General features: G+C 61.1%; 12 protein-coding genes. 4 read left to right on the top strand and 8 right to left on the bottom strand.

The genetic code is table 11. The features are described from left to right. Nucleotide 1: 1 nt before the first annotated feature. The 7 genes from WG907_RS14825 to WG907_RS14795 form a co-directional block, all read right to left on the bottom strand. Nucleotides 2-985 (bottom strand): thiamine pyrophosphate-dependent dehydrogenase E1 component subunit alpha, encoded by a 984-nt coding sequence (locus tag WG907_RS14825; protein WP_340234001.1) that lies wholly within the window; start codon nt 983-985, stop codon nt 2-4. A 14-nt stretch (nt 986-999) separates the two neighbouring features. Next, the gene (locus WG907_RS14820) at nt 1,000-2,148 is read right to left on the bottom strand and encodes an acyl-CoA dehydrogenase family protein (protein WP_340233999.1); all 1,149 of its coding nucleotides are present in this window, start codon (nt 2,146-2,148) and stop codon (nt 1,000-1,002) included. After that, complete coding sequence (locus WG907_RS14815; protein WP_340233997.1) at nt 2,145-3,344, bottom strand: acetyl-CoA acetyltransferase; 1,200 nt, start codon at nt 3,342-3,344, stop codon at nt 2,145-2,147. The genes WG907_RS14820 and WG907_RS14815 overlap by 4 nt, the downstream gene beginning before the upstream one ends. A gap of 2 nt (nt 3,345-3,346) precedes the next feature. After that, on the bottom strand, nt 3,347-4,798 hold the full coding sequence (locus WG907_RS14810; RefSeq protein ID WP_340233995.1) for a 3-oxoacyl-[acyl-carrier-protein] synthase III C-terminal domain-containing protein: 1,452 nt from the start codon (nt 4,796-4,798) through the stop codon (nt 3,347-3,349). A gap of 127 nt (nt 4,799-4,925) precedes the next feature. After that, nucleotides 4,926-5,735 (bottom strand): enoyl-CoA hydratase/isomerase family protein, encoded by an 810-nt coding sequence (locus WG907_RS14805; RefSeq protein WP_340233993.1) that lies wholly within the window; start codon nt 5,733-5,735, stop codon nt 4,926-4,928. A gap of 5 nt (nt 5,736-5,740) precedes the next feature. Beyond that, nucleotides 5,741-6,661 (bottom strand): SDR family NAD(P)-dependent oxidoreductase, encoded by a 921-nt coding sequence (locus WG907_RS14800; RefSeq protein WP_340233992.1) that lies wholly within the window; start codon nt 6,659-6,661, stop codon nt 5,741-5,743. Nucleotides 6,662-6,723: 62 nt separating this feature from the next. Continuing rightward, nucleotides 6,724-7,587: a MaoC family dehydratase gene (locus WG907_RS14795; RefSeq protein ID WP_340233991.1), complete on the bottom strand. Its 864-nt coding sequence runs from the start codon at nt 7,585-7,587 to the stop codon at nt 6,724-6,726. Between the two features lie 232 nt (nt 7,588-7,819). On the opposite strand from WG907_RS14795, the gene WG907_RS14790 reads away from it, so the two are divergent. From WG907_RS14790 to WG907_RS14780, 3 genes are read left to right on the top strand one after another with little or no spacing between them, the layout of a single operon-like run. Next, nucleotides 7,820-8,449 carry a PaaI family thioesterase gene (locus tag WG907_RS14790; RefSeq protein WP_340233989.1) on the top strand — a complete coding sequence of 210 codons (630 nt, stop codon included), beginning with the start codon at nt 7,820-7,822 and terminating at the stop codon, nt 8,447-8,449. Nucleotides 8,450-8,504: 55 nt separating this feature from the next. Further along, a complete protein-coding gene (locus WG907_RS14785; RefSeq protein WP_340233987.1) occupies nt 8,505-10,643 on the top strand; it encodes a molybdopterin-containing oxidoreductase family protein in 2,139 nt (712 codons plus the stop codon). A 56-nt stretch (nt 10,644-10,699) separates the two neighbouring features. After that, nucleotides 10,700-11,434, top strand: a complete 735-nt coding sequence (locus WG907_RS14780; protein ID WP_340233985.1) for an NADPH-dependent F420 reductase — start codon at nt 10,700-10,702, stop codon at nt 11,432-11,434. 168 nt (nt 11,435-11,602) lie between these two features. Here the strand turns inward: WG907_RS14780 and WG907_RS14775 are convergent, their stop codons facing one another. Then, nucleotides 11,603-12,370, bottom strand: a complete 768-nt coding sequence (locus WG907_RS14775; protein ID WP_340233983.1) for an SDR family NAD(P)-dependent oxidoreductase — start codon at nt 12,368-12,370, stop codon at nt 11,603-11,605. 94 nt (nt 12,371-12,464) lie between these two features. On the opposite strand from WG907_RS14775, the gene WG907_RS14770 reads away from it, so the two are divergent. Then, entirely contained in the window at nt 12,465-13,265 is an 801-nt protein-coding gene (locus WG907_RS14770; RefSeq protein WP_340233981.1) for an enoyl-CoA hydratase/isomerase family protein, read from the top strand. The last annotated feature ends 5 nt before the right edge of the window (nt 13,266-13,270 follow it).

Genomic DNA, 13,270 nt, shown 5'->3' with positions numbered 1-13,270 from the left:
CTCAGGCCAGTTCATAGGCGAACACGTCGCGCTTCAATTCGGCTATATCGGGCAGGTCCGCCTTGAAAGCGGCTTCGACGGCAACCTCGATACGCGCCTTGATATCGGTGTCTATAGCGTCAAGTTCGGCCTCGCTGGCCGCGCCATCGGCAAGTACGCGTTTACGCAACGTGACGAAGGGGTCCTTCTCCTTCGCCGACGCCATCTCCTCCTTGGGGATGTAGCCGGCCGCATCGCCGATCAGATGGCCGTTGAAACGGAAGGTCAGCGCCTCGATCAGCGTTGGCCCCTCGCCGGCCCGTGCACGGTCGATCGCGATCTTCGCGGCGCCGTACATCTCGTCGACGTCATTGCCGTTAACCGTCACACCGGCCATGCCATACCCCGCCGCGCGCTTCGACAACTCATCGACGGACGTCGAGTTGGCAAAGCTGGTATGTTCAGCATAGCGGTTGTTCTGGCAGACGAAGATGACCGGCAGCTTCCATAGCGCCGCCAGATTGAGCGATTCGTGAAACGCACCGATATTGGCCGCGCCGTCGCCGAAATTGGCAACCGCGACATGGCCCTTGCCGTCAAGCTTGGCGGCCCAGCCAAGGCCGGTGGCGATCGGCATGGACGAACCGACGATCCCCGTTGTCACCATGCACCCGCTTTCAGGATGCGTCAGGTGCATCGTGCCGCCCTTGCCCTTGCAGCTGCCGGTCACGCGCCCGGCCAGTTCGGCCCAAAGCGGCTCAAGCGGAAAGCCCTTTGCCAGCATGTCATGCGTGCCACGATAGATGGTGCAGATCGTATCGCCATCATTCAGGCTGACCGAGAGCGCCGAGGGAATAATTTCCTGCCCTGCTGGCGAATAATAGGGCGTGACCAGCTGGCCGGCCTTCATGGCCTTGATCACGCGAAGATCGTTATGGCGAATGAGTGACGCTTTCTTATAGATCGCGACTAGCGTCGCCGCGTCCACCTTGGGTAGATTTGACATCCTGTGCTCCTTGATCAACGCTTGCCCGAGAACAAGTCACGGCCGATAATCTGCTTCATCACTTCGGTCGCGCCACCAGCGATGCGCGCAATTCGTGCATCGATGAATGCCCGCGCGATGGGGTATTCGGTCATATAGCCATAGCCGCCGAAAAATTGCAGGCACTCATTGACGACCTTGTTGTGAAGGTCGGTTACGAGCAGCTTAGCCTTGGCAGCGTCGACAGGGCTGAGTTCTCCTTTGAGATGGCTCTCAATGCACCAGTCGGTGAAAACCCGCAATGCCGTCGTTTCAGCAGAAAGCTGGGCAAGCACGAACTGCGTATTCTGGAAGTCCGCGATCGTATGGCCGAACGCCTTTCGTTCGGCGGTATAATCGACCGTCCACTGGATCGCCGCCTCGCACACGCAGATGCTGCGAATGGCCTGGGTCAGCCGCTCCTGCGACAATTTCGTCATCAGCATCGCAAAGCCACCGCCTTCATTGCCAAGGCGATTGGCTACCGGCACGCGCATATCTGCGAAGAAAAGCTCCGATGTGTCCTGCGCCTTCAGGCCGATTTTCTCGAGATTCCGGCCGCGTTCGAATCCGGGATTGTCGGCAGGCGACAACACGATGCTGACGCCTTTCGCCCCGGCTTCGGGATCGGTCTTGCACGCCACCAGAGCGAAATCGCAATTCTGCCCGTTGGATATATATGTCTTCTGACCATTGATCAGGTAATCATCGCCTTCCCGAACGGCGCGGGTGCGAAGGGCCTTGAGGTCGCTACCCGCATTCGGCTCGGTCATGGCGACCGCGCCGATCGCCTCACCTGTCACCATCCGCGGCAGCCAGGCCTGTTTCAGCTCCTCGGAACCCCAGGCAAGGATGTAAGGCGCGACCATTTCGGAATGGACCATGAAGCCGGGACCAGACATGCCTGCCTTGGCCAATTCTTCGATCACGACGACATTATAGAGCCAGTCCGCCCCGAGCCCGCCATAATTTTCGGGGATGTCGCAGCACAGCATCCCGGCTTCGCCAGCTTTGAGCCAGACCTCACGCGGGACTCGCTGTTCCTTCTCCCATTCGGCATGGAAGGGTGCCATTTCCGTCTCGACAAAGCTGCGTACCGTGTCGCGGAACATCTCATGATCGGAGGAGAATAATGTTCGCTTCATGAGCTGAGCCCCAGAATAGAGATGCAAGCAATGCCCTGATACGGCACGCCGCCCAGATTATGCGTCAGCCCCATCGAGGGTGACGCGAGTTGCCGTTCGCCGGTGCGGCCCAATAGCTGGCTATACACCTCATAGGTCATCCGCAGCCCGGTCGCGCCGATCGGATGACCGAAACATTTAAGGCCGCCGTCGATCTGGCATGGCACCTGACCATCCGCATCATAAAATCCGTCAAGAATATCGTTGACGGCCTTCCCCTCTTCCGAGATGAAAAGATCCTCCATCGTCACCAGTTCGGTGATCGAAAAACAGTCGTGGACCTCGATCAGATCGAGTTGGGTGCGCGGATCGGTGATCCCGGCTTCCTTGTAGGCGCGCGTCGCGGCGTTACGCGTGTTGCGGACATGGCTGCCGTCCCATGTGTTCATCTGGGATTCGATCCCGGAACTGATTGCGAGCTGAATGGCCTTAACCGTCACCAGGTCCTTCTTACCGAGCGCGCGCGCAATCTCGGGCGTGGTAACGATCGCGCAGGCCGCGCCATCGGACACGCCGCAACAATCGAACAGGCCCAGCGGGTCAGAAATCATCGGCGCGTTGATGATGGTTTCCATCGGTATGGCTTTGCGCAGATGCGCCTTCGGGCTGTGTACGCCATTTTGGTGGCTCTTCCATGACACATGCGCCATGCCGCGCTTGAGATCGTCTTTCGACATGCCATGTTTGGCCCGATAGCCCGCCGCGAGTTGGGCGAAACCAGCGGGCGAAGACCCCATCGGCATCCACATGTCATTGAAGGTGCCCTTGAATGGGATCGGCAAGCCGCCATAGCCCGTATCCTTAAGCTTTTCCGCACCGATGGCGACGGCAATATCGACCGCGCCAGAAGCCACGGCATAGGCCGCGCCGCGCAAGGCTTCGGTCCCGGTCGCACACATATTTTCTACGCGCGTGAACGGGATGCCGTCGAGCCGCAGCGCGGTCGAGGCCGGAATGGGCGAGTTGCCGACATTAACATTGTCCAGCGCGCTGCCATACCAGCCCGCTTCGATCTGCGAACGCTCGATACCCGCGTCCGCCAGCGCCTCGTCAAAGGCCTCCCGCATGAGCGAGGGAGAATCGACATTCCAGCGCTCGCCAAATTGCGCGCAGCCCATACCCAGGATCGCAACTTTGTCCTTGATGCCCGTCGCCATGCTTATGCTCCCGCCGCGCCTGCGGGCGCCGCTTTCCAGAAATACCGGTTATAGCCGCGAGCGCGATCCCGCTCCTTGATGCGAAACGTCAATTTGAGGGGCGTCCCAACGTCCAGCCCGTCGGCGCCCACATCGACGACCTCCATCAATATTCTGGCACCATTGTCGAATTGCACGAAGCCAATATAGAGGGGAGGCGCCGGGTGAAAGGACAGCCAGTCCGCCGTGTAGGTCAGAACCTGCGAAGGCTCGTCCACCAGAGAATAATCTTCAAACTGGGTGGCCGGCGCATTGCATTCAGGGTTCACGCAATATTCGATCTGGGGAAACTGTATGGTACTGCATTTGCCGCACTTGCCCGCGATAAGCCCGCTGATCTGATCGTCGGAGCGATACTGCTCCGTCAACGCGGTCTTGCTATCCTTTTCGGATCGCATGCCCCATTCGAGATCGACGCCATTATAAAAGGACAGCATCCGCATATAGCTGTCGGTGGAGATTCCGTCGGTTATTGCACCGGCGACACCCCGACGCGGCTTTGCGTTTTGAATGGCCTCGGTCACTTCGAACACGAGTGCGTCCGCGCCCTGACCAAAGCCGGCGACTAATATTTTGTCGCCTGGAGCTGCCGTATCCAACACATTGGCCAACATGAGAAGAACATGCGCCGCGCCGGCATAGCCGACTCCATTTTCCAGACCGTCGGCCGGCTTGCCGCCAAAGCCGACCTTCTTGGCGACGGCATCGGCTGCACCGCGTTGCATGGAGGGCATGACGAAATGGGTAATGTCGGCCACTGCCACGCCAGCCTTCGCAAGCGCGGCCTTGATCGCGGCGGGGGCGAGCTTGGCATAGCCCTCGTCGCGGACCCAGCGCTCTTCCCAGAAATAGTCGTAGCGCGATTGAGCCCCGCGGAAATGGTCCACGAAAGGGGCGGTCACGCTGGCCGCCCCGAGCAGGCGCGCGACCACGTCATCGGACCCGAGCAGGAATGCCGCAGCCCCCGCACCGTAACTAAGTTCCTGCGTGCTGGCGGGCTTGGCGACTGGCGCGTCGCTCGCGATGAACAAGGCATCCTCGCCCGCCTTGAGCGCCTGCAACAGGCCCGATGTCCCGGCACGCTGCGAAAAGCCGATGTCGCTGCTCGCGATACCGGTCGGGAGCCGCAAAGCGCTCGCCACCAGTGAGGCATGCTGAAGATCGGCATAGGGCAGGCTGGTCGACGCGACATAGACCGCTTCGATGCCGTCGGCCTTGCGTCCGTCGAGACAGTCGCGCGCCGCTTCGACCGCCATTGTGACGGCGTCCTCGTCCCAGCTGACGAAGGCGCGTGCCCCCTTCGCCTGGCCGCGAAGATTTGGCGCCATCCATTTATGCGCGTCCGCGATATGCGACCGATCGATCCGCAAACGCGGTACATATCCGCCGAACCGCTTAATGCCAAAGTCTGCCATCGGAACTCCACTCGTGTAGCTTGGTGGTCACCGATCCTTCGCGATCTGCCAGCAGAAACGCCAGTCCTCGCGAAACATCTTATTCAAAAACGAGCCCCAAGTCCGCACCGCGAACCTGTGGCCCCGGTCATTCGGATGCGGATGGGAAACTCGCCTGCCGCTTTTCGATGAAGGCGCGAACCCCCTCCTCGAAATCCGGGGTGCCGACCGCTTCGACAATCGCATCGCGTTCCGCCTTGAGCTGCGCCGAAACCGGCAACTCTCCGCTGGAGGCAATCAGTGCCTTGGCCTGACGAACTGCTCCAGCTGGCGCGCGAGCAAATCGCTTTGCCTGCGCTGACGCTTCGGCCGTCAGGTCACTGGCCGGAACGACCCGCGAGGCTAGCCCAAGGCGGTAAGCCTCGTCGGCTCCAACCTTCGCAGCGGTCAGGATCAGTTCGGCAGCCCGCCTCTGTCCGACAACGCGGGGCAAAAGGAGACTGACGCCGCCATCGGGCGGCAGCCCCACGCGCTGGTGCGAAAACAGGAAAGCGACTGTTTCGTCGGTCACCACATAGTCAGCGCCGAGCGCGAACATCAGGCCCGCACCCGCCACTGCACCCTGGCAAGCCGCGACGACCGGCACATCAATCGCAAGATACGCCTCGACCATCCCACGAACCGCGTTAAGCCGCGATGCGAAATCCGTCCGACGGGCCTCGACCGGTTGTTCGATGGCCCGTGCAAAGCTGCGCACGTCGCCGCCAGCGGAAAAATGCGCGCCCTCCCCTCGCACCAGCAACACCCGAACCGCGGGGTCGCTGGAAATCGAGGAGAAAAGCTCGGTCAGCCCTGGCACGGCTTCCTGAGGGATGGCATTGCCCTGGGCCGGGCGATTGAAGCTCAGTGTGAGAACTCCATTCGCCCGGTCGACCAGATATGGCGCGTCTTCGCTCATCGGGATCAGAAGGGATCCCAGGTGAAGACGTGCGAGGAGATGTCGAGCGGATAGAAGCTGGGCTTCATCGCCGGCAGCACATGGCTGACGATCGTCTCGGGCGTCCAGCCATCCGACGTCTGCGCGGTACGGATCGGGCGCGGCTGGCTGAACAGGATCGCCTCGTTCATGCGCGACGAGAAAATCTGGCCACTGACATCGGCCGCCCCATCACTGATCAGGCCAACGGCAAGCGGCGCGATCTTGTCAGGTGTCATCCGCTTGGCGATTTCGAGACGCTTGCGGTTCGCTTCGTCGTTCGCCGGGATCGTGCCGACCATGCGGGTAAACGCGAAGGGCGCGATGCAGTTGGAACGGACGTTGAAGCGCTGCATGTCGATGGCGATCGATTTCGAAAGGCCGACAACGCCCATCTTTGCCGCCGCATAATTGGCCTGGCCCATATTGCCGATCAGTCCGCTCGTCGACGTCATGTGGACGAACGCGCCGCTGCCCTGTTCCTTGAAATAGGGAGCCGCCGCGCGCGACACGTAGAAATAGCCGTCGAGATTGACCGCACGGACCAGATCCCAGTCTTGTGCGGTCATCTTGTGGAAGATGACGTCGCGCAGGATGCCGGCGTTGTTGACGACGGCGTCGATCTTGCCGAACGCCTTGATCGCATCCTGGATGATTTCCTGCGCCGACTCCCAGGTCGCGATCGAATGGAAGCTGGGAGCAGCGATGCCACCCGCCGCCGTAATTTCATCGACGGTCCGCTGCGCGGGGGTGGTGTCGGCGCCACCGCCTTCGGCGGCTCCGCCAAGGTCGTTCACCAGCACGCTGGCGCCTTGTGCAGCAGCCATCTTCGCGATTTCCGCGCCGACGCCATTACCTGCACCGGTCACGATGACGACCTTACCTTCAAGAATTCCCGATTGAGCCATGTTCCATCCCATCTTCTTATAGTGTCTTAGCGACTACAGCTTGAGCGATTAGTGTCAATATACTAATTCGTCGCATCCGCGATATGAGCGCTCGCCCGATCCAGCACGATCAGGTCCCGTTCGACCGATCGACAGCGGAAGCGGACCGTATCCCCCTTGGTGTAGAATTCCACCCGGATCGTCTCGCCGGGGAACACCGGCTTGCTGAAGCGAACCTCCATGGAGCGCAGGCGGGCCGGATCCCCATCACACAGGCGGCTGATGACCGCGCGCGCGGCAAGACCCATCGTGCACAGGCCATGCAGGATCGGACGATCGAACCCGGCCTTGCGCGCTGTCGACGGACTTGCATGGATCGGGTTGAGATCGCCGCTCAGCCGATAGATGAGGGCAATCTGCGGCATGGTCGGAATGTCCATGACCAGATCGGGCTCGCCGTCGGGAAGCGCAGTCAGCCCCGGCCCGGGATCGCCAAAACCGCCCTGACCGCCATCGCCACGAAGGAAAAGAGTCTGCGTCACCGTCGCGCAAAGCTGGTCGCTGTCGCGATCAAATAAGCGTTTTTGCATCTTCATGATCGCGCCCTTTTCAGCGCCCTTGTCCTCGATGCTGAGGATAGAATAGGCGCCGCGCATACGGCCTTCCACCGGGATTGCCGAGTGGATCTCGAAGGCCTGCTCCGCATGAAGCACCTTGACCCAGTCGATCCCAAGCTCGGGACGGTCGATCCAGAAACCGGGATGCGCGATGGTGTTGCACATCGCCGGGACGGCCTTCAAACCTTTTTCATAAACGAAAGCCAGTTGCTCTTCGTCGGTAGGATCGCTGCCATACCCCAGCCCGAGCGCGTAGAGGATGGTCTCGCTCGCGGCGTAATCATGATTTTTATCGTCGAGTTTGAAACGCTGTAAAATGTCCAGATTCACGATTCTGGGCTCCCCCGTTGCTTTGATGTTGACTTCCCCTAGCCCATTTAGGATTTAGGAACAAGAAAAGTGAGTTGGGTCGATCCGCTCTTAAAGGAGATAATGATGCTTTTCTCCGCCGGCCCGCGTTCCTGATGGATCACTGCCGATCTTCGGTGAAATCATGCGGTCAGGATCGTCATCGCTCTTTGGGGCAAGCCCGGCTGATGATCGCGCGGAACTGGGAGAGGCGATGAACAGCGTTATCGACGATGCCGAGATCGAAAGGCAAGCCGCGGAAAACGGGCTGACCGGCCGGCTCGCGCTCGCGCAATCGACCAGGTCCCTGCTGGACATATTCTCCTGCTCGATGGCGGAAGATCACATATTCGGGGAAGCGGCCGAGCATATCCAACAAGCCTTGCTCTTGTTGGCCCGCCATCCTGGGCGGCCCGCTCATGTCCGGACGATCGAAGGCGCGCTTACCGGGATGGGCGAACTCAGCGAGCTTGGTCCATTTACGGGCAGGCTTCATCCCCCGACTCCACCTTTCAAATTGATACTGAGCGAAAACAAGGCGGAAGCCTATACTACTTACAGCCATCCTCATGAAGGCGCGCCCGGTCTCTTGCAGGGCGGATTCATAGCTGCGACTTTCGATGAGTTGCTGGGCGTGGTGCAAGCCGGCGTGGTGCGAATGACCGTGGATCTTCAGATCAGCTATCGGTCACCGACCCCGCTTCATAAAGAGCTTCGCTATACGACCTGGCTGGACAGAATCGACGGCCGCAAAGCCTATGTCAGCGGTACATTGCATGACGGCGACCGGCTCTGCGCGGAAGCGCGCGGCTTGTTCGTCGAGCCGCGCCAACTGCCATTTTAAACACTAACAAAAGATCGAGCGGCAGCGCACGCTGTCGTCAGAAGAGGATAGGCCGATGACGACGCACACGACATATTGCCGCAATTGCGCAGCCGCATGCGGGCTGGTGGTGACCGAGGACGCGGGCATCATCGAGGACATTCGAGGCGACCGCGACCATCCCGTCTCGCAAGGCTATTTTTGCATCAAGGGTGCAGCGACCAAGGATTTTCACAATGGTGAGGACCGGCTGCTCAGCAGCCGCCGCCGCAATGCCGACGGATCGTTCACCGACATCGACTCGAGCACGGCGATGGATGAGATTCATGCGCGGCTGAGCGGGATTATCGCGGAGTACGGCATTGAGTCGGTCGCACTCTATTATGGCACGGGCGCAAACTGTAACGTGCTGAGCGTGCCTGCTGCCAAGGCCTGGATGGACGCGATCGGATCGCCCTATCTATTCTCCAGCATGACCGTCGATCAGTCGGCGAAGTGGGTGATGGCCGGACGCATGGGCATCTATCTGGCAGGCAAGCACAGGATACCCGACGCCGACGTAATGATGATCGTGGGCACTAATCCGGCTGCGTCGCATGCCTGCTATGGCCTGCCATCGGCCAATCCGATCAAGCATGTCCGCGACGCGCGCAAGGCCGGGACGAAATTCATCGTCGTCGACCCCCGCAAAACCGAGTTGGCGCGTTCGGCCGATCTGCATCTGCCCGTGCGGCCGGGTCAGGACCCGGCCTTGTTTGCCGGCATGATCCGCATCGTGCTGGAGGAAGGGTTCGAGGACAAAGCATTTTGCGCCCGCTTCACGACCTCGCTCGACCGGTTGCGCGCCGCCGTCGCCCCCTTCACGCCCGACCATGTGGCGGCGCGTACCGGCATCGACGTCGAAACCCTGTATGAAGCGACGCGCATTTTCGCCACCGCCCAGCGCAAGTCCGCCGTAACCGGCACCGGCTCGGCGATGGCATTGAATTCCAACCTTTCCGAGCATCTGATCGAAGCCTTTACGGCGATCTGCGGCGGTTATCGCAAGGCGGGTGATATCGTGCGCAACGCCGGCTATTTCGGTGGCCCCGCGCCGAGCGAGGGCGTGTTGCCGCCCAACCGGACCTGGGAGTCAGGCCCCAAGCTGCGCACGGCCGATATTGGCCCCATGGGCGGCGAATATCCGACTGCCCTTATCCCGCGCGAGATCGTAGGCAATGAGAAGGGCCGCATCCGCGCGCTGATCCATATCGGCGGCAACCTGGTCAAGGCGCTCCCCGAACCCGATCGCACCATTCCGATGCTGCGGCAACTCGACCTTCTTGTCTCGCTCGACATGAGGGACAACGTCACCAGTCGCATGGCCGATTATGTGATCGCCACCAGCGGCCATTATGAGCATCATGATTTCAACCTTGCGCTCGAATATATGCTGCCCACCACCTTTGCCCAGATCGCGGAGCCGTTCCTGCAACGACCGGCCGGCGTGATCGACGACTGGGAATTCTTCCGGGGCATGGCGCGCCGCATGGGCAAAACGCTCCATATGCGCCGGCCGGTCTATGGCCTTGCCCATAGCGACATTCCCGGCCCCGAACTGGAGATTACCGAACAGACAGTGGCGGAGGATATTGTCCGCTGGCTCGCCGATGGCGGCCGCAGCAGCTATGAACAGCTGCGCGCCAATCCCGGCGGCATCCACTTCGCGAAAGCCGAAGGCATCGTCCAGCCAGCCGGTGACGATAATGGCGCGCGGCTCGACCTGTGTCCGCCGGACGTTGCGGCCGAAATGGACGGCGTGCGCAACTCGCAAGACGAGGTAGCCGGTTATCCTTATCGACTGATCCCGCGCCGGCTGATCGAGGTGATGAACAGCGCCTATACCCAGGCCGGGCAGACCCGCCGCCGCTTCCCGACCAACCCCATCTACATGAACGAGCAGGACATGGCGCGGCTGGAGCTGGCCGATGGTGGCACCGTCAAGCTGACCGGCCGCACCGGCGGGGTCGTGATCGGCCGTGTTCGTAAAGATACGGGACTTCAACCCGGCGTCATTTCGATGTGCCATGGCTGGGGGAACCCCGAAATATCGGGCGAACTCGATCCGGACGCTTTCTCGGGCCGCCTCGTTTCCCTCGACCAGGACCTTGAAACCATCAATTTCATGCCAAGGCAAAGCTCCGTGCCCGTCCAGGCACAGCGGCACGACGCCTAGGCGAGACTTCTCCCCAAAATCTACTGCGACACTAAAGACCCACTTAAGGAATATATATGAAGATCGGAATCATCGGCGCAGGCAATATCGGCGCGACCCTAGCGCGCAAACTGGCGGCCGAAGGACATGATATCAAGCTCGCCAATTCCAAAGGCCCCGACTCTCTGCGCGACCTGGCCCAGGAGGTCGGCGCCACGGCGGTGTCAAGGGAAGATGCAGTCAAGGATGTCGAAGCCATCATCCTATCGATCCCGTTTTTGAGCTATCAGGATCTGGCTGCCCTGTTCGCCGGCGTTCCCGCCGACGTGACGGTGATCGACACGTCCAACTATTATCCGTTCCGCGACGGCGCCATCGACGGCCTGGATAACGGCACGGCCGAGAGCGTGTGGATCAGTGACCAGATCGGCCGCCCTGTCATCAAGGCTTGGAACGCGGTTCTCGCCGCTACATTGGCCGAGCGAGGAAAACCCGCCGGTTCAGAGGGACGGATTGCGCTGCCCGTCGCGGGCGACGATGCCAAAGGAAAAGCTCTCGCGATGCAGTTGGTGGACGCCACCGGCTTCGATGCGCTGGACGCTGGATCGCTGGCGGATTCCTGGCGGCAGCAGCCCGGCACCCCGGCTTATTGCACCGAACTGACGCTGGGCGATCTCGGATCCGCTCTGGCAGCGGCCGACAAGCGGCGCGCACCGGAAAATCGCGAGGCGCTGATTACCCAGTTCATGGCGCGCTACGGTGAACTCACACACGATGACACGATCGCGATGAACCGGACGGGCACCGCCTGACACGAACGCGTCCCGGCACCTTCCCCGTCGTCGGCCCAATATCGGGCCGACGACGGGGCAGTAGTGCGATTGCGTCATAAAACCCGCTAGTTACGGAGCAGCGCCATCACTGCGCCAAATTCGATCCAGCCCCGGCGCTTGAGACAGCGCCGGGGCTGGCGACCGGCTTTAAAGCTGAAGGCCGCCGTCGACAGCCAGTGACTGCCCGGTAATATATTTGCCCTTGTCAGAAAGGAGGAAGGTCACCGCGTCGGCGACATCTTCGGCCGTGCCGAACTTCTTCATTGGCAGCATTCTGCGCAGACCATCGATCCAGTCTTCGATGCCCGGCCGGGCGATCAGTTCATGCCCGAGGCCCGCATCGATAAAGCCCGGCGCGACACAGTTGGACCGAATGCCGAAGCGCCCTTCTTCCAGCGCGACGCCGCGGAACAGCATTTCGATCGCGGCCTTGGGCGCGGCCGAGCAAATGTCACGCAAAGGCACTTTTTCCACCGCAGCGGTGATAACCGCGACCAGTGCGCCACCGCCGCCCGCCTTCAGATGCGGCAACGTCGCCCAGACCAGATTAAACGCCGCGTTTACATCGTTGTCGAACACATGCTTCCATTCGGCGGGCGTGATCGTGTTGAGAAATTTCATCGGGATGTGCGGGCCGGCGGCATAGACGACCGAATGGACGCGGCCAAAACGCTCAGCCGCCGCGTCGACAAATGCTTTCATGGCATCGGGGTCGGCATGATCGACCGACATGGCCATGGCCTGCCGACCGGTCGCCTCCACCTTCCCGATCACCGCATCTGCGGCCTCCTTGCGCGATCGATATGTCAGGGCGACGTTGGAACCGGCGGCGGCGAGAGCCTCGCAGATCGCCGAACCGATGCCACCACTCCCGCCCGCGACGATCGCTACGCCGTCCGTAAATGCCTTCTCCATTACTGGCCTTTCTTCCCTCTTGCGGCCGCTACGCTTATAGTGCAGGCCCCATCCAAATCAGATTAGTTTGCGCATACTATACAGGGATCCTAAAATGCCCAACCTCGAAATCATCATCTCTGAAAACGACGGCGTCATCCATGTCGCGTTCAATCGTCCGGAAAAATATAACGCCCTGAGCATGGAGATGCTGGATGGCCTGCGCGACGCGACAGCTCGCCTGCGGGACCGCGACGACCTGCGTGTCATGCTTTTGACCGCGAACGGCAAATATTTTTCGGCCGGTGTCGATCTCAACGGTGGACTGGCACCTGACACCTCGATCGAGAGTCCGAGCGCCTTCCGCCGCTGGTATCGTCAGGGCGCGGGCAGCCTTCACGGACTTGGCGACGAATGGGAAGCGATCGAAAAACCGATCGTCGTCGCGTTCCAGGGGCCGTGCCTCGGTGGCGCGCTCGAACTGTCGCTGTGCGCGGACTTCCGTCTGGCAAGCACTGATGCCCGGTTCGGCCTTCCCGAAATCAGCTTTGGCGCGTTGCCAGGGTCGGGCGGCACCAGTCGCCTGGTTCGGCTCGCCGGTCCGCACTGGGCGCGCTGGCTGGTGCTCGCCAATCGGCAGATCGATGCGGAGCGGGCTCTCGCGATCGGCATCGTCCATGACGTCATCGGCCAGGAAGAGCTTATCGATAACGCGCTCGCCTTTTGCCAGTCGCTCAAGGCCCTGCCGCCGGAAGCATTTGGCGCCGGCAAGCTGGCGATTGAGCTGGCCGCCGATCTGGACAGGTCGCAGGCACGCAATGTCGAGCGCCTGGCCGTCAGCGGATTGTTCCAGGGTGCCGAGTTGCGCGATCTGATGCGCGCGATGCAGGAAAAGCTGGCTTCCAAGAAGCGCTGATGCCT

The sequence above is a fragment of the Sphingobium fluminis genome, from assembly GCF_037723805.1.
Lineage (GTDB): Bacteria > Pseudomonadota > Alphaproteobacteria > Sphingomonadales > Sphingomonadaceae > Sphingobium.
The sequence above is the reverse complement of the archived record's forward strand: the minus strand, read 5'-3'. Positions and strand labels throughout refer to the sequence as shown.